The organism is Epibacterium ulvae (assembly GCF_900102795.1).
Classification (GTDB): Bacteria; Pseudomonadota; Alphaproteobacteria; order Rhodobacterales; family Rhodobacteraceae; genus Epibacterium; species Epibacterium ulvae.
Genome location: NZ_FMWG01000001.1, coordinates 299,012 through 323,127 on the forward strand (window position 1 = coordinate 299,012; position 24,116 = coordinate 323,127).

At 51.6% G+C, this 24,116-nt stretch carries 27 protein-coding genes and 2 riboswitches; of the genes, 11 read left to right on the forward strand and 16 right to left on the reverse strand.

Annotated features, from left to right (window positions below; genetic code table 11):
• The first annotated feature begins 160 nt into the window (after positions 1-160).
• Positions 161-589 (forward strand): FKBP-type peptidyl-prolyl cis-trans isomerase, encoded by a 429-nt coding sequence (locus tag BLP79_RS01520; RefSeq protein ID WP_090215682.1) that lies wholly within the window; start codon positions 161-163, stop codon positions 587-589.
• Positions 590-672: 83 nt separating this feature from the next.
• Here the strand turns inward: BLP79_RS01520 and BLP79_RS01525 are convergent, their stop codons facing one another.
• From BLP79_RS01525 to fabA, 9 genes are all read right to left on the reverse strand, one after another.
• On the reverse strand, positions 673-1,461 hold the full coding sequence (locus BLP79_RS01525; protein ID WP_170830436.1) for an enoyl-ACP reductase FabI: 789 nt from the start codon (positions 1,459-1,461) through the stop codon (positions 673-675).
• A 134-nt stretch (positions 1,462-1,595) separates the two neighbouring features.
• On the reverse strand, positions 1,596-2,825 hold the full coding sequence (gene fabB / locus BLP79_RS01530) for a beta-ketoacyl-ACP synthase I (protein WP_090215137.1): 1,230 nt from the start codon (positions 2,823-2,825) through the stop codon (positions 1,596-1,598).
• Between the two features lie 171 nt (positions 2,826-2,996).
• The gene (locus tag BLP79_RS19435; RefSeq protein WP_100269068.1) at positions 2,997-3,149 is read right to left on the reverse strand and encodes a peptidase M23; all 153 of its coding nucleotides are present in this window, start codon (positions 3,147-3,149) and stop codon (positions 2,997-2,999) included.
• Positions 3,146-3,595 (reverse strand): hypothetical protein, encoded by a 450-nt coding sequence (locus tag BLP79_RS01535; RefSeq protein ID WP_090215140.1) that lies wholly within the window; start codon positions 3,593-3,595, stop codon positions 3,146-3,148. Before BLP79_RS01535 ends, BLP79_RS19435 begins: the two co-directional genes overlap by 4 nt.
• Positions 3,595-4,869, reverse strand: a complete 1,275-nt coding sequence (locus tag BLP79_RS01540) for an agmatinase family protein (RefSeq protein ID WP_090215143.1) — start codon at positions 4,867-4,869, stop codon at positions 3,595-3,597. The genes BLP79_RS01535 and BLP79_RS01540 overlap by 1 nt, the downstream gene beginning before the upstream one ends.
• The gene (locus BLP79_RS01545) at positions 4,856-5,614 is read right to left on the reverse strand and encodes an ABC transporter ATP-binding protein (protein ID WP_090215146.1); all 759 of its coding nucleotides are present in this window, start codon (positions 5,612-5,614) and stop codon (positions 4,856-4,858) included. Before BLP79_RS01545 ends, BLP79_RS01540 begins: the two co-directional genes overlap by 14 nt.
• On the reverse strand, positions 5,611-6,423 hold the full coding sequence (locus tag BLP79_RS01550) for an ABC transporter permease (RefSeq protein WP_090215150.1): 813 nt from the start codon (positions 6,421-6,423) through the stop codon (positions 5,611-5,613). The genes BLP79_RS01545 and BLP79_RS01550 overlap by 4 nt, the downstream gene beginning before the upstream one ends.
• 65 nt (positions 6,424-6,488) lie before the next feature.
• The gene (locus BLP79_RS01555) at positions 6,489-7,556 is read right to left on the reverse strand and encodes a putative urea ABC transporter substrate-binding protein (RefSeq protein ID WP_090215153.1); all 1,068 of its coding nucleotides are present in this window, start codon (positions 7,554-7,556) and stop codon (positions 6,489-6,491) included.
• Between the two features lie 92 nt (positions 7,557-7,648).
• Positions 7,649-7,757, reverse strand: a riboswitch (guanidine-I (ykkC/yxkD leader).
• A 253-nt stretch (positions 7,758-8,010) separates the two neighbouring features.
• Complete coding sequence (fabA, locus tag BLP79_RS01560; RefSeq protein WP_090215155.1) at positions 8,011-8,520, reverse strand: bifunctional 3-hydroxydecanoyl-ACP dehydratase/trans-2-decenoyl-ACP isomerase; 510 nt, start codon at positions 8,518-8,520, stop codon at positions 8,011-8,013.
• A gap of 180 nt (positions 8,521-8,700) precedes the next feature.
• Here fabA and irrA point away from each other — a divergent pair, with 180 nt between their 5' ends.
• Entirely contained in the window at positions 8,701-9,135 is a 435-nt protein-coding gene (gene irrA / locus BLP79_RS01565; protein ID WP_090215158.1) for an iron response transcriptional regulator IrrA, read from the forward strand.
• Between the two features lie 22 nt (positions 9,136-9,157).
• Here the strand turns inward: irrA and BLP79_RS01570 are convergent, their stop codons facing one another.
• Positions 9,158-10,084 carry a hypothetical protein gene (locus BLP79_RS01570; RefSeq protein ID WP_408607937.1) on the reverse strand — a complete coding sequence of 309 codons (927 nt, stop codon included), beginning with the start codon at positions 10,082-10,084 and terminating at the stop codon, positions 9,158-9,160.
• Positions 10,085-10,150: 66 nt separating this feature from the next.
• On the opposite strand from BLP79_RS01570, the gene miaB reads away from it, so the two are divergent.
• The 9 genes from miaB (at position 10,151) to BLP79_RS01615 (ending at position 19,387) form a co-directional block, all read left to right on the forward strand.
• A complete protein-coding gene (miaB, locus tag BLP79_RS01575) occupies positions 10,151-11,470 on the forward strand; it encodes a tRNA (N6-isopentenyl adenosine(37)-C2)-methylthiotransferase MiaB (protein WP_090215160.1) in 1,320 nt (439 codons plus the stop codon).
• Positions 11,471-11,761: 291 nt separating this feature from the next.
• Entirely contained in the window at positions 11,762-12,316 is a 555-nt protein-coding gene (locus tag BLP79_RS01580; RefSeq protein ID WP_090215688.1) for an OmpA family protein, read from the forward strand.
• 13 nt (positions 12,317-12,329) lie between these two features.
• Positions 12,330-12,641: a hypothetical protein gene (locus BLP79_RS01585; RefSeq protein WP_090215163.1), complete on the forward strand. Its 312-nt coding sequence runs from the start codon at positions 12,330-12,332 to the stop codon at positions 12,639-12,641.
• 150 nt (positions 12,642-12,791) lie between these two features.
• The gene (locus BLP79_RS01590; RefSeq protein WP_090215165.1) at positions 12,792-13,802 is read left to right on the forward strand and encodes a PhoH family protein; all 1,011 of its coding nucleotides are present in this window, start codon (positions 12,792-12,794) and stop codon (positions 13,800-13,802) included.
• Positions 13,803-13,830: 28 nt separating this feature from the next.
• Positions 13,831-14,355 (forward strand): rRNA maturation RNase YbeY, encoded by a 525-nt coding sequence (ybeY, locus tag BLP79_RS01595; RefSeq protein ID WP_090215168.1) that lies wholly within the window; start codon positions 13,831-13,833, stop codon positions 14,353-14,355.
• 12 nt (positions 14,356-14,367) lie between these two features.
• Complete coding sequence (locus BLP79_RS01600; RefSeq protein WP_090215171.1) at positions 14,368-15,267, forward strand: hemolysin family protein; 900 nt, start codon at positions 14,368-14,370, stop codon at positions 15,265-15,267.
• The gene (gene lnt / locus BLP79_RS01605) at positions 15,264-16,823 is read left to right on the forward strand and encodes an apolipoprotein N-acyltransferase (RefSeq protein WP_232716332.1); all 1,560 of its coding nucleotides are present in this window, start codon (positions 15,264-15,266) and stop codon (positions 16,821-16,823) included. The genes BLP79_RS01600 and lnt overlap by 4 nt, the downstream gene beginning before the upstream one ends.
• Before the next feature lie 43 nt (positions 16,824-16,866).
• A riboswitch (SAM-SAH riboswitch) is annotated at positions 16,867-16,915 on the forward strand.
• A gap of 5 nt (positions 16,916-16,920) precedes the next feature.
• The gene (gene metK / locus BLP79_RS01610) at positions 16,921-18,102 is read left to right on the forward strand and encodes a methionine adenosyltransferase (RefSeq protein WP_090215174.1); all 1,182 of its coding nucleotides are present in this window, start codon (positions 16,921-16,923) and stop codon (positions 18,100-18,102) included.
• A gap of 94 nt (positions 18,103-18,196) precedes the next feature.
• On the forward strand, positions 18,197-19,387 hold the full coding sequence (locus BLP79_RS01615) for an ROK family transcriptional regulator (RefSeq protein ID WP_090215176.1): 1,191 nt from the start codon (positions 18,197-18,199) through the stop codon (positions 19,385-19,387).
• A gap of 4 nt (positions 19,388-19,391) precedes the next feature.
• Here the strand turns inward: BLP79_RS01615 and BLP79_RS01620 are convergent, their stop codons facing one another.
• The 6 genes from BLP79_RS01620 to BLP79_RS01645 form a co-directional block, all read right to left on the reverse strand.
• A complete protein-coding gene (locus BLP79_RS01620; protein WP_090215178.1) occupies positions 19,392-20,537 on the reverse strand; it encodes a M56 family metallopeptidase in 1,146 nt (381 codons plus the stop codon).
• Entirely contained in the window at positions 20,527-20,943 is a 417-nt protein-coding gene (locus tag BLP79_RS01625; protein WP_232716331.1) for a BlaI/MecI/CopY family transcriptional regulator, read from the reverse strand. Before BLP79_RS01625 ends, BLP79_RS01620 begins: the two co-directional genes overlap by 11 nt.
• Positions 20,944-21,078: 135 nt before the next feature.
• A complete protein-coding gene (locus BLP79_RS01630; RefSeq protein ID WP_090215180.1) occupies positions 21,079-21,357 on the reverse strand; it encodes a DUF2160 domain-containing protein in 279 nt (92 codons plus the stop codon).
• A gap of 1 nt (position 21,358) precedes the next feature.
• A complete protein-coding gene (locus BLP79_RS01635) occupies positions 21,359-22,156 on the reverse strand; it encodes a carbohydrate ABC transporter permease (protein ID WP_090215182.1) in 798 nt (265 codons plus the stop codon).
• A 14-nt stretch (positions 22,157-22,170) separates the two neighbouring features.
• Positions 22,171-23,034: a carbohydrate ABC transporter permease gene (locus tag BLP79_RS01640; RefSeq protein ID WP_090215188.1), complete on the reverse strand. Its 864-nt coding sequence runs from the start codon at positions 23,032-23,034 to the stop codon at positions 22,171-22,173.
• Positions 23,031-24,116, reverse strand: a complete 1,086-nt coding sequence (locus BLP79_RS01645) for an ABC transporter ATP-binding protein (RefSeq protein ID WP_090215191.1) — start codon at positions 24,114-24,116, stop codon at positions 23,031-23,033. The genes BLP79_RS01640 and BLP79_RS01645 overlap by 4 nt, the downstream gene beginning before the upstream one ends.

The following is a 24,116-nucleotide window of genomic DNA, read 5'->3' on the forward strand; positions in this document are numbered from 1 at the left end:
TATGCTTGCACACGAAAAGTCAGCATGAAGGGTGAAAGTACACCCGTGTTACTTTGAGAATACAATGTGTTTTCTATAAGAATACGATCACTTTGCTTTACAAGGCGTTGTGCTCCGCTAGTGTGTCTCTTTAGCACTCATGGATCTGAACGGAGCAAGGATGACTGAAGTCAAAAACGGGGATACGGTTCGTATCCATTACACAGGCAAACTGACTGATCAGTCAGTCTTTGATAGTTCAGAAGGGCGTGAGCCGCTTGAATTCACAGTGGGCGCGGGCCAGGTCATTGCAGGCATGGACGCAGGCATGATTGGGATGGCTGTCGGAGACAAAAAGGTATTGGAAATTCCGGCCATGGAGGCCTACGGGCCGATCAATCCAGAGGCACGCCAGGCAATTCCGCGTGAAAATGTTCCCGCGGATATTCCACTTGAAGTTGGCATTCAGTTGCAGATGCAAACTCCAGATGGGCAGGCATTGCCGGTTACCGTAGTCGAGATTTCAGAAGAGAGTGTTACGCTCGATGCAAATCATTTCTTGGCGGGCAAAGACCTGATTTTTGATGTCGAGCTTGTGTCAATCGATTGAATTGAGACAAAAATAGGTCTTGTATCGATTTGCTTGGCACCACTTTTGGGGTGCCAAGCTTTGAACAGGTAAGAATACTGGGATCAGAGATGATCTGGCTGTGGCATGCCCAATGCGTGAAAGCCGCCATCCACGCGGATAACTTCTCCTGTTGTGCAGGCACCTGCATCAGACGCCAAATACACAGCGGTTCCCCCAACGGCTTCGAGCGTCGCATTAGACCGTAAGGGGGCATTTTGATCTGTATGCTTGAAGGTTTTGCGCGCGCCGCCAATTGCCGCTCCCGCTAATGTCTTCATCGGACCTGGGGAAATCGCGTTGACACGGATACCATCAGGACCAAGGTCATTGGCAAGATACCGCGTCGCAGATTCCAGAGCAGCCTTTGCTACTCCCATAACGTTGTAGTTTGGTACAACACGGTTTGACCCCAGATAGGTCAGAGTCAGCAAGGTGCCGCCATTTTCCTGCATCATCGGATAAGCACGGCGTGCAACTTCAATGAATGAATAGGCTGAGATATCCATTGAATTCTTGAAATTTGCACGGCTGGTATTCAAAAAACGGCCGGTAAGCTCAGTCTTGTCTGAATAAGCAATAGCATGCACGATGAAATCAATGGTCGGCCAACGTTCTGCAAGCTGTTCAAATGCCGCATCAAGAGAGGCATCGTCGGTGACATCAACATCGACCATGAAATCGCTACCGATGCTTTCGGCCAGAGGTTTCAATCGGTTGCCGAAGGCTTCGCCTTGATATGTAAAGGCCAGCTCTGCGCCTGCTTCGGACATGGCTTTGGCAATGCCCCAAGCAATTGACCGATCGTTGGCCACCCCCATGATGAGACCGCGTTTGCCGGAAAGTGCGTGCATGATTTTCCCTCGAATTTTATTTTGGATAGGCGCAATTGACTACAAAGGTCAAGAATTGGGCGTTTCGTAAATGTGGAGCCCAGTGCGCCTGTGATACAAACGGCCCTTTTGGGCCGTCTGCGTCCCACCCGTGATTAATCGCGATATTTGGAGAGAACCATCGAACCGTTGGTCCCTCCAAACCCAAAGCTGTTGGTCATAACGCTGTCGAGACCGGCATTTTTGACCAGTTCAGTTGCGATCTCGCCGTCGTTGATCCCTTCAGCCAAAGTCTCAACATTGATCGAGGGGGTGATGAAATCATTATCGAGCATGAGCAGACAGAAAATCGCTTCCATTGCGCCTGCTGCACCTTGCCCATGGCCTGTCATTGATTTGGTAGAACTGATGGGGGGAACACTGCCTTCACCAAAGACACGGCGGACGGCTTCAACCTCACCAACATCGCCAACAGGCGTGGACGTGCCATGAGCGTTGATGTAACTGACAGCGCGTCCTTCAGGTAAAGTTTGAAGAGCCAGTCGCATGGCGCGTTCGCCACCTTCGCCAGATGGCGCGACCATATCATGCCCATCTGATGTGGCTGCAAACCCGGTTACTTCGGCGTATATTTTTGCGCCACGTGCCAGCGCATGTTCCAGATCTTCCAAAACGACAATGCCGCCACCGCCGGTGATGACAAAACCGTCGCGATCTTGGTCAAAGGCACGGGATGCTTTTTCAGGAGTGTCATTGTTTTTTGAGGACATGGCGCCCATTGCATCGAACAGGCAAGAGAGAGTCCAATCCAGCTCTTCCGCACCACCAGCGAACATCACGTCTTGCTTGCCCATCATGATCTGTTCGGCAGCGTTTCCGATGCAATGCAGTGAAGTTGAACAGGCCGAGGTGATGGAATAGTTGATGCCTTTGATTTTAAACGCAGTCGCTAAGTTTGCAGAAATGGTCGACGACATGGCTTTAGGGACTGCAAACGGGCCAATGCGTTTGGTCGCGCCTGATTTCAAAACCGTCTGATGGGCAGTCAGCATCGCAGATGTAGAAGGACCACCAGAGCCGGCAACCAGACCTGTGCGTTCATTTACAATCTGCTCTTGTGTCAGACCCGCATCAGAAATGGCTTGTTGCATGGCAATATGGGCATAAGCGGCACCAGGGCCCATAAAACGCAAAGTGCGTTTATCGACATGTTCTTTGATATCGATTTTCAGCGTGCCTGCGATCTGGCTGCGAAACCCGTGTTCGGCCATCTCGGAGCTGGCTACAATACCGGACTTCCCGGCTTTAAGAGAGGCAAGCACCTCTTCGGCATTGTTCCCGATGCTGGATACAATCCCCAGCCCTGTGACGACGACTCGGCGCATGCGGCCTCCCTGATTTGCTTACGCCTTAGTAAGACAGGCGGCTGTGATGGGCAAGACAGAGACCGTATGCACTAGTGTCACATTCAAGAATGCACCTTTGGCACCAACAGAGAGACAAGGTTGAGATCTGTCTGCTGCGGCAACGTGCATTCTTGAAAACCCAAACAGCTGTTAGCGCTTAAGCATAAATAAAGCTGCCCCCGCTGCGATCGCAGCCAAGATCAAAAGTAATTCGATACCATGGGTGTGAAAATGATCATCGGTATGGGCCAACACGGGCGCCGCTGCTGAGGTTGCAACTATTGCGGCAATAAGCGTTTTCATGCCTCTATCTCCTGTTTTCTTTGATATAAAAAGTCGCGAATATCGAGTGTCGATTTTTCTTTCAGCGATACGTAAATCAACGACATATTGGTACGTTCCTGAACCATCTCGCCGGGGAAGGGAAGGTAGCTCAACTCTTGTGAGCCAAAGGACGGAGATGCGGTGCCCACTTGCCAATCGGTCTTCAGCTCGACGTCGATTAGCTTCAATGCTTTTTTGCCATCTTTGGCTGGACGCTCAAATGGCACACCTGCGAGTTTCAGATAGCTGGTCTTGTCAGTCGCTTTTAGGAACCCATCAATGAACTGCGTGGCCAGCACCTGCAGATCAGCGGCTTCATCTTCATGATGCATATGGCTGTGCAGGTGATCCCCGTGGGCATGATTGTGACCATGCCCGTGAGGGGCATGGTCGTGATGGTGGTGATGTGGATGATCGTGTGGCATCAGACCCCCACCTTATGCGGGCCATCGTTGCGCCAGCGGCGCCCTGAAAATTCTCCGTGTGGCGTTGAGACAGGTTTGTCGATGAATTTTTTATGCGCCCCGAGCTTGCCGTTAGAGACCAAGGCACCAAGCACATCGACAATGACACGCGTCCCCATAAGGGCTGTGATGTCTGAGGTATCATAAGGCGGAGAGACCTCTACCAGCTCAAGGCCACAGATGCCTTCAGCAGCAATGCCAGAGGCAAGCGCCAAAGCTTCACGTGGTAGGAAACCACCGGGTTCAGGCCAGCCGGTTCCGGGGACAAACCCACAATCGATAGAATCGATGTCAAATGACATGTAAACCATGTCGACATCTTTCCACGCCATTTCCAGTGCCATCTCGATGGTTTTATCGATCCCCATTTTCTCCATATCACCCATGGTGATAATATTGGTGTTGCGCTCACGAGCGACTTTGACGGCCTCGCGGGGAACTTGCCAGCCTCCGATACCAATCTGCACAAGGTTGGTGGCAGGTACGTTGGGCAAGTTGGTTGAATGGAACCATGGTGTTGTGTGCATCCGCTCATCCAAGTCTTTTTCCTGAATGTCGGCGTGCCGGTCAAAGTGAACGATACCAATCTTCTTGGATGTGCATTCTGCAATGCCACGCACACAGGGGAAGCCGATAGAGTGGTCGCCTCCAATCATGATCGGCAGAGAGCCAGAGCTGAACACATGGCTGACGGCGCGGCTGATCTGGTCAAATGATTTTTCGATGTTTGCAGGGATGGTAAACACATCCCCCGCATCGCAAAGCGTCATCTGTTCGCGCAGATCAACTCCGATTTCGTAATTGTACGGCGTGTAAAGCGCTGAGATTTTCCGCACTCCTTGCGGGCCAAACCGGGTGCCGGGGCGATAAGTGGTGCCGCCATCAAAGGGGATGCCCAGAACGGTTGCGTCATAGTCGGCAACTTCCAGAACGTCTTCGGCATAGGGGGCTTTCAGGAAAGTATTGATCCCAGCAAAGTGCGGAAGCTCACCGCGCGCAAAGGTCGGAATTGATTTGTCTTCTATGCTGTCGGCACCGGTCAAGCCCATGCGCAATGCCCACTGGCGTTCTTCTTCCATGCGCCCTTCTGGCAGATCCGCTTCAAGATGCATGGCTTTCCATCCGGCAAGCTTCGTAAGGTCCGGGTGGTGATTTCGCTTTTCGCGTTGATCGGCAAGTTGCTGCAGCTCAACAGGGTGATGAGAACGGGATTTGGCCCGATCATTCAGAAACATCAGTTTCCTCCTTCATTTGAAACGGGATGCCGCCATCGCGGGCATCAAAATCATAAGTGATAGTTGCGCCATATCGGCCGGGATCATGTGGATCCCAGCGGGGCTTGTCGAAAACGAGCACGCGATCGCCCAGTTTAAACCCTTCTTGCAGATCATGTGTGACCATGAAGACGGTCATGTTGGTTTCGTCGCGCAATTCCATAAGGAAATCATGCATTTGCAAGCGTGTTCCGGGATCCAGTGCGCCAAAGGGTTCATCCAGTAGCAGGATGCGCGGTTTGGCATTCATTGCTTGGCCAATGGCCAGGCGTTGCTGCATCCCACCTGATAAAGAGGCAGGATACTGATGTGCAACATGGTTCAGGCCAATACGTTCCAGCATATCATCGGCGCGCCTGCCGGCAGCTTTGCGCGCGTTGCGGCTAAGGCGTCCGAAGGGGGTGTTAAAGCTTTCAGCAGCGATCAAATTGTCGCGCACGCTAAGATGTGGAAAGACCGAGTACTTTTGGAATACGACACCGCGTTCAAGGTTGGGTTCGCGCGCAGGCGTGCCGCCATCGATGCGGATTTCGCCACGATAAGGTTGCTCTTGCGCTAAGAGCATACGCAGGAATGTGGATTTGCCGCAGCCTGACGCTCCAACGATCGAGATGAATTCTCCTTCGTGAATGTCCACATTGACACGTTCGAGGATGGAGCGGGTTCCGTAGCGCTGCCAGAGGTTTGAGACGGTGACAAAGCTCATAGACCTGCCTCCATCCATGGAAAGGCCCGGCGTGATAGGTTTTTCAACAGCCAGTCGATGAGGAAGGCCAAAACTGTAATCCACATGACGTAAGTAAGGATCACATCCATTGCGAGATACCGCCGTACAAGGAAGATCCGGTATCCTAAACCGACGTTTGAGGCGACAGCTTCGGCTGCGATCAGGAACAGCCAAGCAGATCCCAGTGAAAGGCGCACGTTTGAGATCAGCCTTGGCAACACCTGCGGTAAAGCGACGCGCATGGCAATGACCGCTGAAGATGCCCCAAGGGTCTGGGCTTTAACAATTTGTTCGTGGGGGATTTCCAGTACGCGCTGTGCAAGATCCCGTGTCATAAAGGGGGTAATGCCAATGACGATGAGAACAATCTTGGAAGTTTCACCGAGGCCAAACACGATGAAAAGGATCGGTAAAAGCGCAAGTGGCGGAACCATTGATAAAACAGCAATGACGCTGGACAGGGTTGAGCGTGCATAGGGCAAAAGCCCAACTGCTAGCCCAATCGCAAGCGACAGTGTTGCCGCAATCCCGACACCAGCCGCCAATCGACCAAGGCTTGCCAAGGTATCATTCCACAAGAGGATTTCTTTTGACCGCCGATCGGGTTCCGTAAAGAGCCGTTGTGCCGTTTCAACAATGGTTGAGGGGGCAGGCAGAAGTTTGTCCTGTGGATTTGCTTCCAAGCGAATGTCAGAAGCAATGGCATATGCAAGAAAGATCGCCAAAAATGGCAGTGCAGCTAAAAGTATGGCCGCAGGGCGTTCTGGGATTTTGTTGATCCATCGCATGCGGAGCCCTCCTAGTTAGGTTGTGGCCCCCTCTGTCTAAGAGGGGCCACTGTGAGGTCACATCGTTACAGTTTGCCGTCGGCTGCCAACTGCATGTATGTCGTATCAAAGCGCAGCTTGACGTTGCCTGCATCGCCAGTGGTGCTGCCATCTGGATAGCTGACACCAATAAAATCGGCACTGGGTGCGCCTTCGCCTAAGATGCCTTTGTCAAACAGGAAATCTGCAACATTTGTCATGGTTTCTGGCAGGTCAGCTGCACTGGCCTGCGCAACCGCATCTTTTGCATCAAAGAACATTTCAGTCGCTGCCAACTGTGCCTTGTAACCTGCTAGATCCGTGCCAGAGGCTTCGGCGAGTGCTGTTAGCACATCTTCATCACCAGCAGCTATGAGTGACATAACCTCGTACCACGCACCTGTAACAGCTTTGCCAAAAGCAGGATTGTCGGCCAGAGTTTCCGTATTGACGACCATCAGGTCGAGGATCTCACCAGCGATGTCTGCACTGTCAAACAAGACATTGGCATCCGCGTTTGAGCCGGTGATTTCAGAGACCAATGGGTTCCATGTCACCACAGTCTCGACATCTTTGGTGGCATAGGCTGCGATCATATCGGCGTCTGAGGTGTTGATGACACCGTCCAGATCAGATTCTTCTAGTCCGACACTGTCGAGTGCGCGGGCAAGAAGGTAGTGCGATACGGAGAGTTCGACCAGGTTGACAGGTTTACCTTTAAGGTCTTGTAGGCTGCCTTCACCTTTCAGAATAACCGCATCATTGCCGTTTGAATAATCTCCAACGATGAGCGCTGTCGTGTCAACGCCCCCACCTGAGGGAATGGACAGCGTATCCATATTGGTCGCTGAGACGCCATCAAATGCGCCAGCTGTGTATTGGTTGATCGATTCGACATAATCGTTAAACTGTACAATCTCTACGTCGATACCGTATTTGTCCGCCCACTTGTCCATGATGCCACTGTCTTCCAGATAGCCCCATGGCATCCATCCGACATAAATCGACCAGGCAAGTTTGAATTCGGTTTTCTCTTCTGCTGCGGCAGGTACAGCGAGACCGGCCAGAACACCCATCGCAAGGGCCGTTGCAGACATTATTTTTTTAAATTTCATGTCTTTCCCTGTTGTTGCGTTCCGCCGTTTTTTTGGTTTTCGGCCCGCTGGCGGAACTAAAGAGATCGGGCGCGGACTAAACCAGCGCAGTAACCTCCCGGGATTTTGGCCCGCCGTGTGCCCTTTCGGATTTTGCCAAAAGGGTGACGCTTCTCGGACCTGACCCGCTGGGAAAGCGGCGGAACCCTAAGCGTCCTGCTTTCTCAAGTCAGGGCAAAGCTGGCTTTGAAATCAATGAATGTGACGGGTGAGGTTCAGGCAAAATCACAAATTGGTGGATTTATGAGCAATTCTGGGGGGATTTTGAGTAATTTTAGCGCAAAAAATTGAGGCGCAGGGCGTCTCGCAACAACCCGGTTTTGCGCGTAGCGTAAAAGATGTTCGGTTGCCCCCGAATCAAAAAAGAGGCCCTTGGGCCTCTTTCTATAAGTTCTTATTTCGATATCTAACGACTTCAGCTTTCGCTTAAAGCCACCTTCATGTCTTTAACCTGATAGATGACTTCGCCATCTGCTTCGACAATCCCATCTGCGACACCCATTGTAAGGCGGCGGGTTTGAACGGCTTTTGTGAAGTCAATTTTATAGGTGAGCATTTTGCGATCTGGTCGCACCATGCCCGTCAATTTAACTTCACCGACACCCAATGCATAGCCGCGACCCTGCCAGCCACGCCAGCCTAGGTTGAAACCCGTCAATTGCCATAAGCCGTCAAGCCCGAGGCATCCTGGCATGATTGGGTTGCCGGGGAAATGGCAATCAAAGAACCAAAGATCAGGGGTAATATCAAATTCCGCCAACACATGACCTTTGCCGTGCGCGCCGCCATCGGCGGAGATGTCTGTGATACGATCCATCATAAGCATCGGAGGAGCAGGAAGCTGCGCATTCCCTGGGCCAAACAGCTCACCTCGGGCGCATTTCAAAAGGTCTTCCTTGTCAAAGCTGCTTGGGTATTCGGCCATTCGGGCAGGTCTCCTGCTGTGTCATCGCTAATTTGCCCTCCTGTAGCACCGGGCAAATGTGTCCTGCAAGAGCTGACGCCACGATTGATTGGAGGGCGGGTGGCTAGTTGCGAGTGAATTTCATTTGAAATTTGGACAAGGCTACGCCATATTTGTATGGCAGGATAGCTAGGAACAGATATGACGCTCGAACGTGCGCCCTCAGCGACAGAAACAGCTACACAATGGTTGGCTGCAGCAGGCTTGCGCCCGACACGGCAGCGTGTCGCCTTGGCAGAGCTTTTGGTTGGAGATGGAAGGCATCGCCATGTGACGGCTGAAAGCCTATTTGAAACGGCGAAATCCCAAGGCGCAACGGTGTCCTTGGCAACTGTGTATAATACGCTGCGTGCTTTTTGTGATGCGGGGGTTCTGCAGGAGATCATGGTTGATGGAGCCAAGAGCTATTTTGACACGAATACGCACGATCACCCTCATTTCTTTTGGGAAGACGACGGTCGTGTGACAGATGCCCCCTCTGATCAGTTGGTGATCACCAAATTACCTGATGCTCCTGATGGGGTGGAAATTGCGTCGGTCGATGTAGTTATTCGCCTTCGCAAGACGGAAACATGAGGCGCGTGCCTGATCGTACCGCTTAAAACCACTGCCCTGGTTCCATCAGTCCGAGATCTAGCAGTTGGTTGGAGTTCCATTGAAATGGAACTGAGTTTCGATAGTAAAAAGTTTTGATTTCACTGCGTGAGCCGGGGTTGTGCTTTAGAGCTTTCGCTGTACGGAACGAGCATATTGCTGCCGTAAGGTTGTGATGCCATGGGCAAGAATAAGTATTATACTCTGGCTCATTAAACGTGTGGTTTGCGTTTAATCGCAATCCGGGTCGCGCTCGAAACAAAGCAATACGGTCGATTTTACGGCTCGTTGCTGGGATGTGTTCCTCAAATCGCCATCTGAGACCGCCGAAAAAGTCTAATTGGCGTTCTCGAATTTGACTGGTTTCGGGATCTTTGCGCGCTTGAGCGTAATACCCTGATCTGTCTAGATAGGCGTGCTCGATTGAAACAACCCTTTCCGGTTTGTCCGGCTGATGAGCGTATAGATCAACAACATAGGTGAGCATAGAGTCGCGTCGCTCTTCGGTATGAAATGCAAGCATCTCGCCGATGGTGCGGGTTTTTGAAAAGGGATAGAAAAGATATTCCGCATTAAAACAGTAGTATAGCCAGCATCCAGCCGCTGCTCCTGCGATGATTCGATTGAGTGTTTCAAAGACAAGTCTGCTTGGATGACATTCGAAAGGAATGCGGTGCACTTGGTTTTCCAGCTCTTTTGGCAGCGTGAAGGCGTCTGGCATAAGAGCGACGACAGTTTTAAATCCACATTGCAGGTGGTGGCGCAACGTTGTGGCGACCTCTACATCATCCTCTACAAACACAAGGGCAATGGGGCCGTTTGTCAAAATCGTTTTGCTACTGGCCAGAAAGGCATCCAGAGAATGGTAAATCATCTTTTCAGGGCCTGATGTGGTGGCATTTGTAATAAAATCCGGTAAACGCACGCGCATTGCAAGCCGTTCTGTTTCAGGATATGTGCTGCGGCTGATCCCACCCGGTATGAAAGGCGGTCTGCGATGAGCGCTCCCAAGAAGCTTTTTATCAAAACTTACGGCTGCCAGATGAATGTCTATGACAGCGAACGCATGGCTGAGGCGCTGGGCGGGCAGGGGTATGTGGAGACCAAAATCGCAGATGATGCAGATATGATTCTGCTCAACACCTGCCACATTCGCGAGAAGGCAGCAGAAAAGGTCTATTCGGAACTTGGGCGTTTCAAAGGATTGAAAGCCGCAAAGCCAGATCTGAAAATCGGTGTGGCCGGGTGTGTCGCACAGGCGGAAGGTGAAGAAATCATGCGCCGCCAGCCCATGGTCGATCTGGTGGTGGGGCCTCAAAGTTATCACCGCCTTCCTGAGATGGAAGCGCGCGCTCATAATGGCGCAAAGGTTATCGATACTGATTTTCCCGAAGAAGATAAGTTTGAAAAACTAAAAAACCGCCCCAAGGCCAAGCGCGGCCCAACAGCGTTTTTGACCGTTCAGGAAGGCTGTGATAAATTCTGTGCCTTTTGTGTTGTCCCCTACACGCGCGGTGCAGAAGTGTCGCGCCCGGCAGATCGCATTCTACGTGAAGCACAAGATCTGGTGGAGCGGGGCGTACGCGAGATCACGTTGCTTGGCCAGAATGTAAATGCATATCACGGTGCCGGGCCCAACGGTGATTTGACCTTGGCGCAATTGATCTGGGAATTGGACAAGATCGACGGGCTGGAACGTATTCGCTTCACCACAAGTCATCCCAATGACATGCAGGATGATCTCATTGAGGCACATGGCACTTGTGCGAAATTGATGCCCTATCTGCATCTGCCTGTGCAGGCGGGATCTGACAAGATTCTGAAACGTATGAATCGCAGTCATACAGCTGAAAGCTACATTCGTCTGATCGAGCGTATTCGGGCGGCGCGACCAGATATTCTGATCTCGGGCGATTTCATCGTTGGGTTCCCTGAGGAAACCGAGGAAGATTTTCAAGCCACACTTGATCTGGTCGAAGAGGTCAAATACGGCACCGCTTATTCATTTAAATATTCAACACGCCCTGGCACGCCAGCAGCAGAACGCCCTCTTGTTGATCCAGCGGCTGCAGATGATCGATTGCAACGTCTGCAGGCGCTTTTGACCCGCCAACAACGCGAAGTGCAGGACAGCATGGTTGGGCGCGAAGTTGGTGTGCTCTTTGAAAAAGCCGGGCGCTTTGAGGGGCAGATGGTTGGAAAATCTGATTATCTACATGCGGTGCATGTTTCCGATTGTGATCGCCCAGTTGGAGATCTGGCACGAGTTCGCATTGTATCATCAGGCGCGAACTCATTGGCAGGTGAGTTGATCTGATTTTGTCGCCAAATTGACAGGTGAATCACTTGGTCGGCGCACTTTTGTGGCGGCCATTTTTTATTGATGAGTGTTAGAGTGCGCCTCAATTGCATCGCTTTGGGAAACAATTTCTTTAAAATTGTTTCAGTGTGCTGTGAACTGACGTAAATATTAATGCAAAATTGCATTCATGATCCTGAACTGGTTTGGTGGATCTGACGAATTGGAACAATGCGCGCAGATGTGATGGCGAAAGCTGTGTTCTGGGGGACTTTGAATGAAGGAAGTTGGGTTGTGTTGAGTAAGGTGATGAAAAAAATACCTGCGCTGGTGGCCATCGGTGCCATTGCGCTGGCGCTGAGCGGTGCAAGCGTTTCGGCGCAAACGCGCACTGTTGTCGGTGAACGCTATGTTCCAACCATCTGGGTTGATCCTGATGGCTGTGAGCACTGGGTGCTGGATGATGGTGCCGAAGGTTTTATGACACCACATGTGACGCCGAATGGTAAGCCTGTCTGTCGTCGCGGTGAACTGTGTGGCATGATGCCAACAGATCAGTTTTTTGCCACTGACAAGCACCATATCAATCGCGCTGGACGTGACCGCTTGGAAGCGTTCTTTAACTCAAAAAGAGGTCAGTTTCGTGGCTTTGTGGTTGCTGGGCACACAGACAGCCGGGCCTCCGATGAATACAATATCGGCCTGTCCCAGCGTCGTGCGAATGCAGTTGCCGGCGTAGCGCGTTCTGTGGGTGCACGTTTGTTTGCGGTTCGGGCTTATGGTGAACGTGATCCACGGGTTCCAAACACCAGCGCTGCCAATATGGCCGAGAACCGCCGTGTTGAAATTTACTGTTTGCGCTAAGGGAGAATACTCAATGAACGCGATTAAAGGTATTGCTCTGGTAGCGCTTGCGGGAATGGTGTCTGCTTGTACAGGTGGGCATGGTGTTGTTGGACCTGATAAAACACGTGACCGCGGTACCGATAGAAAAGATCTGTCTCAGCTGCAGGCCGGCATTTGGGTTGATCCGCAGGGCTGTGAACATTGGTTTATTGATGACGGGCTTGAAGGCTATGCGGATCTGCGTCGCACACCTGATGGCAAACCCGTTTGTAACAGCGAATTGCCGCGCAATGTTGTGACGGGTCCTTTCAAAGGTGGCTCGAATATTGCCGATACGCTGTAAAGCGGGTCAAACGCAAATCACATCTTATGACAAGGCCGCCCATTTGGGCGGCCATTTTGTTTCAATTCGGTGAAATTTTCGCTCTGGTGCTTGCAGGTTGTGTGCCACAGCGGCAAACTAAAGAAGAACTGCCAGTAACAGGAGAACCGCTTGGCCCTTGGTGCCCCGACCCCGACCGAAGATATGACTGCTTTGCATGAAGTGGTCTTGGAATTTCCAGACAACCGACTGTTGATTGATCTGTGTGGCGAATTTGATCGCCACTTGGCTGAAATTGAGCAAAAACTCTCAGTTCAAATTATACGAAGGGGCAATCAGTTGGCCGTTCTTGGTGAAACGGGCATGAGAGAGCAGGCTGCTGCTGTTCTAACTACACTTTATGATCGCTTGGAAACGGGGCGTACGGTGGAACCTGCAGATGTGGACCGCGAACTGCGTATGGATACCAGCCCGGATGAAGAAACACCGGGCAGTCAGCTGGAAATGTTCCGTGGCGGCAAGGTTGAAATCAAGACGCGTAAGAAACTGGTTGAACCCCGTACAGATGCGCAAAAAGCATATGTGCAGTCTTTGTTTGAGCACGAGCTCGCATTTGGTATTGGCCCGGCAGGGACTGGTAAAACCTATCTTGCGGTCGCAGTTGGTGTGTCGATGTTTATCACCGGCCACGTTGATAAGATTATCCTTAGCCGCCCGGCGGTGGAGGCTGGTGAAAAGCTTGGCTATTTGCCGGGGGATATGAAAGATAAAGTCGATCCTTATATGCAGCCATTGTACGATGCGCTGAATGACTTCTTGCCGGGCAAACAGCTCGCAAAGCTGATGGAAGACAAGCGGATTGAAATTGCGCCACTGGCCTTTATGCGCGGTCGCACATTGTCCAATGCTTTTGTTGTTTTGGATGAAGCGCAGAACGCAACCACGATGCAGATGAAAATGTTCCTGACCCGGTTGGGCGAAGGGTCTCGGATGGTGATCACAGGGGATCGTAGCCAGATCGATTTGCCACGTGGGGTCCAATCGGGCTTGCGCGATGCAGAACGGTTGCTGAACAATATTCCAAAGATCAGCTTTAATTACTTCACTGCGCGGGATGTGGTGCGTCATCCTCTTGTTGCTGCCATCATCGAAGCCTATGAGGCAGATGAAAAACAAGGCTAACTGCCTTGGCCATCGGTGAAGGGCATGTTTGATGCTAGATATTGAATGCGAGGATGCACGTTGGCAGGCGGCAGATCTGGACAGGCTCGTAGCAGAGGCCGCTGGCGCGGTACTTGCACATTTTGGCCTGAATCTGGATGAATGTGAGTTTGCGGTTTTGGCCTGTTCTGATGCGCGGATTGCTGAATTGAACGCCGAGTTTCGCGATAAGCCGAAGCCGACCAATGTTTTGAGTTGGCCAGCCGAGGAACTGTCTGCGGCAGAAGATGGCGGCTCACCCCAGAAGCCCGAGCCGGATTTTACGGGCGAATGTGCGCTTGGTGATATCGCAATTGCTTATGAAACTTGCGCACGCGAAGCGGAAGAGGCGCACAAATCTTTTGCAGATCACGTGCGACATTTGGTCGTTCACGGAATACTGCATCTTTTGGGGTATGATCACATTCGTGACAAAGACGCCACTTTGATGGAATCTTTAGAGGTCGAGATACTTGGCAAGCTGGGGATCAAAGACCCATATATATTGGATGAAGGTCCCGACCCGGGATCATAACGGATAGGACAAATGGGCGACATAGAAGGCAGTTCTAACGCAGCGCAAAGCGCGCTGCAGAATGCAAGCAGTGATGTCTCGACAGACACTGTACAGAAAACCGGATTTTTTGGACGCCTCTTTGGCTCAATTTCCGTTAGTGACACGAAAGAACAGGTTGCAAACGCTCCTGTCGCACCTCAGGATCAGCCCCTCCACGGTATGATCAACCTGCGTAGGATGCGGGTTCAGGACGTCGCTATTCCGGTCGCTGAGATTGTTTCGGTCTCGTCTACGACATCGAAAGATGAACTTGTGCAGGTGTTCCGCGATAGCGGTTTTACACGAATCCCTGTCTATGATGGTACGCTTGATACGCCTTTAGGTATGGCTCACCTCAAAGACTTTGCGCTGACGAATGGATTCAACTGTGAAGATGATGCTTTTGATCTGGAAAATCTATTGCGTCCTCTCTTGTTTGTGCCGCCATCGATGACGATTGGTGTCCTGCTGACCAAGATGCAGGCAGAACGCCGCCATATGGCTTTGGTGATTGATGAATATGGCGGTGTCGATGGGCTGGTGACGATCGAGGATCTGATCGAACAGGTGGTTGGTGAGATCGAAGACGAGCATGACACCGACGAAAGTCAGACTTGGTTTCGTGAAAAGCCAGGGTGTTTTGTTGCGCAAGCCCGCACACCTTTGCCAGAGTTCGAGAGCGAGATTGGCCATGCGCTCTCTGCTCATGATGACGTGGACGATGAAGACATTGATACACTGGGTGGACTGGTCTTTATGCTGTCTGGACGGGTTCCCGCGCGCGGAGAAGTTATCCTACATCCCGACGGGACAGAGTTTGAGGTAATGGACGCCGATCCACGTCGCATTAAACGACTGCGCGTTCGTTTGCCACAGGCTGCCGCTGAATGATGTTTTCTTTGCACAGTCAGCTGCCAAACCGGCTGACTGCAGGGGTAATACCAGCGCTTTCATTTGGCTTGGGTGCTTTGATGGCGCAAGGGTTAGCACCATTCAATTGGATCTGGGCAGCGCCGGTTTCATTGATCGTGATTGCCGACCTGTTTTTACGGGCGACGACCACAAAGCAGGCGGCCTTATATGGCTGGTTATTTGGCTGTGGGTATTTCGCCAATGGTCTTCAGTGGATTTTAGAACCATTTCAAGTGGATGCGCAGGCACATGCCTGGATGGCACCCTTTGCATTGCTCTTCCTAGCTGCAGGGCTTGCGTTGTTTTGGGGGGCGGCATTTGCCTTGTCGCACCGGCTTGCAAACGGACACTGGCGCATTCTAGCCCTGATTGGCTGGTGGGGCCTCGCTGAGTTTGCCCGTGCGTATTTGCTGACGGGGTTTCCTTGGGCTGGACTCGCTCAGCTGCATATGGGAACCGATTATAGGTTTGCTTTACTGCCTTTTATCGGGCCGCATGGGGTCGCGACGCTGCTGTTGGGAGCCACTTTGCCATGTGTCCTTTTCTGGCGTTCTTCAGCGCGCGCGCTGCGTATTGAGAGGGTAATTCCTATGCTGGCGCCTCTCTGTCTTGCGGGTGCTGTTGGTTGCGCACTCTTGCAAAAAGAGAGCAGGCCTGATCAGTTAGAAATGACAGATAAGACTGTCCGCTTGGTGCAGCCCAATGCGCCGCAGGACCAAAAATGGGATCCTGACTTGCGTTGGACCTTCGTGCAGCGTCAGGTTGATTATTCGGCGCAGACGCCGCGCCCGGATCTGATTGTTTGGCCTGAAACCTCGGTGCCTCAATGGCTGAACTACGCTGAGGACACATTGCGCATGATTTCAAGCGGAGCACGCGGTGTGCCAATCATGCTTGGTATTCAGCGAGAAGAAAGTGGCCTTTACCATAACTCCGCTATTCTATTAGATCGGGATGGCGCGGTGATGCAAACGTATGACAAAGCGCATCTTGTACCCTTTGGCGAATATGTCCCTTTTGGTGATGTGATGGCTAAGCTCGGCATTCATGGCCTCGCCTCGCAAGATGGAGCTGGTTACGCTGCAGGACCATCATTGCAGGTGATTGATACGCCTGTTGGAAAAATGTTGCCTCTCATCTGCTATGAGGCTGTTTTCCCGCAAGACATCTATCAGGTGACTGAACGCCCTGAAATGCTGACGCAAATTACCAATGATGCTTGGTTTGGAGTGAAGGCGGGGCCACAGCAGCATTTGGTACAGGCACAAATGCGAGCTGCGGAACAGGGGCTGCCGATGATACGCGTAGCAAATACGGGTATTTCAGCGATGATTGACCCTTATGGACGTTTGCGCGAAACGATTCCGCTTGGTGAAGCAGGCTATATTGACGCACAGCTTCCATCCCCGCTTTCCGTGACATTGTACAGCAAGACCGGGGATTGGCCGATTTTTGCGCTGGTCGTTTTACTTGTTGTGGCTGCTGGTTTTTCGAAAGCTTTGCAACAACGTCATAGCCGCTTAATCTTTCCATAGTAAGAATTGACGAATTCGCTTGCGCACCCTATCTCAGGGCTACTCTCTGTCACAACGGCTTCCTGGCGTGTCAGAGCAAACCCAATGGAGCATCTTCATGACACGACAAAACTACACCTTCACTTCGGAGTCCGTTTCCGAAGGGCACCCAGACAAGGTCTGTGACCGTATCTCGGACGCTGTACTGGACGCTTTTCTTTCTGAGGAACCCGAAGCGCGTGTCGCTGCGGAAACCTTTGCCACCACAAACCGCGTGGTGATCGGGGGCGAAGTCGGCCTGTCAGATCAGGCAAAACTCAAAGACTACATGGGCCGTATTGATGAAATCGCGCGCGCTTGCATCAAAGATATCGGCTATGAGCAGGATAAATTTCATCATGAGACGGTTGAAATCACCAATCTATTGCATGAACAATCTGCACATATCGCCCAAGGTGTAGATGCTGCAGCTGATAAGGATGAAGGGGCAGGCGATCAGGGTATCATGTTTGGCTATGCCACCACTGAAACACCTGCTTTGATGCCTGCACCGATTCAGTACAGTCATGCGATTTTGCGGCGTCTGGCGGAAGTGCGCAAAAACGGTACTGAACCCGCACTTGGCCCTGATGCAAAATCCCAGCTATCCGTAGTATACCGTGACGGAAAACCAGTTGGCGTAAGTTCACTTGTTTTGTCTACGCAGCATTTGGATGAAACTCTTACATCTGGTGATATCCGTGCAATTGTTGAACCTTATATTCGCGAAGTCCTGCCCGCTGGTTGGCTGACGGATGCTACGGAGTGGCACGTCAACCCTACCGGTAAATTTGTGATCGGTGGCCCTGACGGGGATGCGGGTTTGACCGGGCGTAAAATCATCGTGGATACGTATGGCGGTGCGGCCCCTCATGGTGGTGGTGCATTCTCTGGTAAAGACCCGACAAAGGTTGATCGCTCTGCGGCTTATGCGGCGCGCTATCTGGCTAAAAATGTCGTTGCGGCTGGTCTGGCAGAGCGTTGCACGATCCAGCTGTCTTATGCGATCGGTGTGTCTAAACCTCTGTCGATTTATGCAGATACCTTTGGCACTGGGGAAGTGGACCCCGCGCAAATTGAGGCGGCTATTGATAATGTCATGGATCTTACCCCACGCGGTATTCGCGAGCATCTGGGCCTGAATAAACCGATTTACCAGCGCACCGCTGCCTATGGGCATTTCGGGCGCGACCCAGAAACGGACGGCGGCTTTAGCTGGGAACGCACAGATCTGGTGGAAGCGCTCAAAAAAGCGCTTTGATCTATCTTTAATCGTGTCGACATTGAAAAAGCGGGTTGCGTGCAGCCCGCTTTTTTTGTGATCACTTGATCGGCGGTGTTCAGGGGGCTTACACATGGTAATCGAACGACAAGGCACGCCGGGAACAAATTCAAGCGGGATGCGAGCGCATAACGAGCGTCTTATTCTCACACTTTTACATCAAGAGGTTGAGGGAATACCGGGGAGCGAGCTGGCACGGCGCACAGGGTTATCCAGCCAGACTGCGTCGGTTATCCTCAGGAAAATGGAAGCCGATGCGTTATTACGGCGGGGACAGGCTCTTAAAGGGCGTGTTGGGAAGCCCTCTATCCCGATGCAAATAAACCCAAATGGCGCTTTTGCTTATGGTTTGAAGATTGGCCGACGCAGCGCGGATTTCGTCTGGATGGATTTTACAGGCAATCTGCGTCATCAGAGTAGCTTTTCATATACCTATCCGCGCCCTGCAGATGTCTTCGAATTTGTGGCGTGTGAAATGTCTGAGATAGAGGATGGGCTCTCAGAGGATGAGATACAGCGGGTCTGTGGACTGGGAATTGGGGTGCCCCACGATCTATGGAGTTGGAGCCGTCAAATCGGTGCGTCAGAGACAGAACTGGCGGCTTGGCGTGAGATGGACTTTCATGCGGAAATTGCTCGGTTTTGCGAGCACGATGTTTTTGTACTGAACGATGCCACTGCAGCTTGCCGTGCAGAGCATATTCTGGGGCAGGGGAAGGGGTATCAGGACTACGCTTATTTCTATGTCGGGAGTTTTGTTGGGGGCGGTGTTGTGTTGAACCATTCCGTTTATGAAGGACGGCGTGGCAATGCAGGGGCAATGGGGCCTATGCCGGTTTGTGGGCCCACTGGCGCGCACCGTTTACATGATCAGGCGTCATTGCATGTGTTAAAGACGGCCTTGGAAACTGATGGCCAAGACAGCCCGATATTGTGGGAACATCCGCTAGATTGGGATGCGATTGAACCGCAACTGCAGCAATGGATCGAAGAGAGTGCGGAGGCCCTAGCAGAGGCCTGTTTGTCTGCATGTGCGGTTATTGATTTTGAAGCGATTGTCATTGATGGTGCTGTGCCGGATGGCGTGCGGCGTACTTTGGTTGCTCAGGTGGAGCAAAAACTGAGCACCTTAGATCACCGCGGCCTGCTTTTACCCCGCGTCGTTGCAGGCAGCATGGGCCCTATGGCACGGGTAATGGGGGCCGCGTGCACTCCATTTTTTAGAAAATTCCTGCTCAATACCAATGAGGCGTCTGCTTTTTGATCTCTTAAGGAGAACCTACGGTAAAGCTGCCAGTCAGCGCGTTGGTAGCAACGACTGGATCTAGTTGAGCACGATTGGCCATGCGTTCTAGGTTTACGATTGTGGAGAGCATGATGCGGTCATGGGTCCAATCGTTTGATCGTTGTAGCAGGATCGCGCTGTAAAAGATGGCACCCACAAGGATGACTGTGATAAATGTCCAAGTTACAGGCATAGATACGGGGCTTCGTGGCATGGTGACCACAAAGATACGCTTAGCCAATGCGCTGCTACGGCGAATTTCTCTTTGATTGACCAATGGCACAACAGGTGAACGGCGCATGAACAGATTGGGCTGTTTAACCGCATCAGCACAGGCACGGATCAGGCATTCGCAGTAATCGCGTGCATCAAAGTTGAGACGGCGCATCAACACTTGATCACAGGCAAATTCTCGCAAGGCACGTACATCGCGGCGCCACAGAAAATACGCAGGGTTCCAAAAAAGGATCGGGCGCAGCAGTTCTAATAGGAATTCATATTCGATATCTCGATGACGGAAGTGCTGCAGTTCATGAGCGACAGTCATGCGCAGATCAGCAGGCCGGTCCAGTAGGGGTGCAGGGATCACAACAAAGTGGCGGAAAAATCCGCGAGTTGAGAATGCCACTTGTGTCTCTTGAGAGACGCGCAGCTCAACTTTTCCAATGCGTTTATAAAGGAAGCTATCATATACCACTTGGCGCAGTTTGATCAGCGAGGCAAACAGCGACAGAACATAAAACACAGAACCAGCGATAATACTGTAGGTGATAACCTTGGCCCAAAGCGTTTGTTGCAAGATCAGGGCCCGAACGGCATCTTCTCTCAGCCCCAGCAATGTTTCGAATTTGGTCGCGCTCATACTGACGTTACCCTGTAAATACTGGGCAACGAGCAGGTCCGATATATTCGAAGGAGCACGCACGTTTATGTATGACAGCAACACCACCACAAAAGGCGCAAGTGGCAGAGCAAGGGTCAAAATGTTCAAAACGCGGAGCTGTGGCAAATAGGATTTTCCAGCGCGCGTGGTTGATAGGCCGCGCCGCATAAGCAGCCATAATACAACAGCAGCTAAGAATAGAAGGTTTAGGTCGATGTAGGCGTTCAGCAGTGCATCAGCGTTCATTGTCCCCCAGCCTTTCAGTCAAAAGCGCTCGCATCTCTTCGAGCATTTCATCGGTGATGTCTTCGTCATCCACCAAACGCGCAACCAAGGTTGCTGGCGCGCCATTGAATAATTTGCTCGAAAGGTTTTTGAGTGTTGTTTTCTGATAGTCTGCCTTGGGAACTGCTGGACTGTAAACCAGCGAGCGATCCACGCGGGTACTGCTGACAAAGCCTTTCTGTTCCATGATTTTCAACACGGTGGCAACAGATGTATAGGCACGTTCCTGTACTTTGTTCAGTTCCGCTAGAATGTCGCGCACAGTGCCAGAGCCGATGTCCCAGACAACTGTCATGAACTCGAGCTCCACCTCTGTGAGTAGCGTTTTTTCTTGTTTTTTACGCATTGGGTCTGTCGTCCGGTCCATGATGTGGTTCCTGACATGCTATGATTATAAGAGGTATTTGGAAACTAATTTTTCGGATGCCTGGGGCCATCGCAGCTGCGATGGCCCCGGAACGCTGTTAAAAATGTGAAGTAATCAATCGAAGTTGCGCCGCAGTTACACTTTCCAGAAGCAAAAAACACACCATGCAACAGACAGTCCCAATGGCCACCATAGGGGCATTCCGATCAATCCGAGCCATGCGAGAAAGATGTATGATGTGCCCAGCAGTGAGATAAACAAGCGATCTCCGCGTGTTGTTTCAAGCCCCAGCACACCTTTGCGCAGGTCGCCACCGGGGCTGCGGATTTCTAAAACAATCAGCAGGCCGATTGCTGAGAAAATCCCAATGAACAATAGCGCCGTGGGCCAAGTCCAAGCCATCCATGAAAACATATCAAACTCTCCCCATCGCAAAACCTTTTGCGATGTAATTGCGGACAAAATAGATCACGATAGCACCGGGGATAATGGTGAGTGTTCCGGCCGCTGCCAAAAGGCCCAGTTCATATCCCGCGCTTGATGCGGTTTTGGTCATGGTTGCTGCAATTGGTTTCGCAGCCACAGCGGTGAGTGTTTTTGCGAGGAGCAGTTCGACCCATGAGAACATGAAGCAGAAGAACGCTGCCACACCAACACCGGCTTTGATGGATGGGATAAAGATCGTGGCAAAGAAACGCGGGAAAGAATAGCCATCGACATAGGCGGTTTCGTCCAACTCCTTTGGGATCCCCCCCATAAATCCTTCCAGAATCCAGACCGACAGCGGAATGTTGAACAGACAGTGTGCTAGCGCAACAGCCAGATAGGTGTCAAACAGCTCAACCGCGGAATAAAGCTGGAAGAAGGGTAGGGCGAAAACGGCGGCGGGGGCCATCCGGTTGGTCAACAACCAGAAGAACAGCTGCTTGTCCCCCAAAAACCGATAACGGCTAAAGGCATAGGCGGCAGGCAGGGCGACAGCGATCGAAATCACCGTGTTGATGCTCACATATGCGATAGAGTTGATATAACCCCAATACCAGCTGGGATCGGTGAAGATCGTTTTATAGTTATCCAGCGTAAAGGTTTGCGGGAACAATGAGAAACCAGACAGGATCTCATTTGTTGTCTTAAAGCTCATCGCGACCAGCCAGTAGATTGGTAGCATGAGGAACAGGATATAGACGATGGGGACGATTGTACGTTTTTTCATATTATTGTCCTCCTTTAAGTTTGGTCATCTTTGGTCATGACGGTGTAAAACAGCCAGCTGACCAGAAGGGTGATTGCAAAGTAGATCAGGCTCATCGCGGCAGCGGGGCCGAGGTCAAACTGACCCAAAGCAATTTTAACCAGATCGATTGACAGCAAAGTGGTTGAGTTTCCAGGGCCACCGCCTGTTAGAACAAAGGGTTCTGTATAGATGTTGAAACTGTCCATGAACCTCAGAAGGATTGCGATGGTCAGAACGGTTTTCATCTTGGGCAGTTGGATAAAACGAAACACGCTCCAGTTTGAAGCCCCGTCGATTTTGGCAGCTTGGTAGTAGGCATCGGGGATCGATACCAGACCCGCATAAGCCAGCAAAACCACCAATGAGGTCCAGTGCCAAACATCCATGGTGACGATGGTCACCCAGGCGGCAACAGGGTCTTGGGTCATGTCATAGTTGATGCCCAGAACGTGGTTCAGGAAATATCCCAAAAGGCCAATATCCGGCAGGGTGAAGATGTTCCACATCGCACCAACCACATTCCATGGGATCAGCATGGGCAAAGCCATCAAGACCAGACAGACAGGCACCCAGAATCCTTTGCGTGGCATCGAAAGCGCGATGGCAATGCCAAGGGGGATTTCGATGATCAGGATCAGGAACGTAAACATGAATTGGCGACCAAGCGCTGCATGGAAGCGGTCTGAGCGCAGGATTTGCTGGAACCAGTCCAGCCCCTGCCAGAAAAAGACGTTGTCGCCAAAGGTTTCTTGGACCGAGTAGTTCACCACCGTCATCATTGGGATCAGGGCGTTAAAGGCCACTAGGATCAAAACGGGAAGGACAAAGAACCAGGCTTTTTGGTTTTCAGTTTTCATGCCGCCGCCTCCTGTGCGGTGGTTGCCAGCCAGCCATCAACATAAAGGCGGGTCTGGTCTTGACGAAATTGCAGATGAACCGCATCGCCTTTTGCGGGTGGCGTGCCTTCTATGACTGCGTTGATTTTGGTGCCTTGTGCGTTGCATTCAACAACAATGTGGCGGCCAACATCTGACACTTTGGTCACGGTTGCGGGCAGGCCTGCTGTGCTCAGGCTTACAAATTCCGGGCGCACACCGATTTCAGTGGTGCCATTTGCACTGCCATGAATAGGCCCTTCTAGCGCAACAGGTTGATCACCGAACATGGCGACGCTGTTTTGCAAAGTGCAGGGAAGAATGTTCATCCCAGGCGATCCAATGAAGTGACCGACAAATGTGTGGGCTGGGCGTTCAAATAATTCAACAGGTGTACCGATCTGGACCACTTCACCCAGCTGCATAACAACCACCTGATCTGCAAAGGTCAGCGCTTCGGTTTGGTCGTGTGTCACATAGATCATCGTCGCTTTGACGCGCTGGTGCAGTTCTTTCAGCTTGGATCGCAATTTCCATTTCAAATGGGGATCAATCACGGTGAGCGGTTCGTCAAACATCACCACGTTGACATCCTCGCGTACCAAACCGCGGCCCATCGAAATTTTTTGCTTGTTGTCAGGGCTTAGACCGGCGGCGCGCGTGTTTAGCATGTCTGTGACTTCCAGCATCTCAGCAATCGCCATGACACGTTCACGTACTGTGTCCTCATCACGGCCACGATTGCGCAGTGGAAAGGCGAGATTGTCGTAAACTGTCATCGTGTCGTAGATCACAGGAAACTGGAACACTTGCGCAATGTTACGCTGATCCGGGGGCAGATGCGTAACATCCTTTCCATCAAACAGGATCTTGCCTTCGGACGGGACTAACAGACCTGAAATGATGTTCAAGAGGGTCGATTTTCCACAGCCAGACGGGCCCAAAAGCGCATATGCACCGCCATCAGTCCAGTCCAGATCAACCTCTTTCAAAGCATACTCAGAGTCTGATTTGGGATTGGGATAGTAGCTGTGGCGCAGTGTAGAAAGTGTAATTTTAGCCAT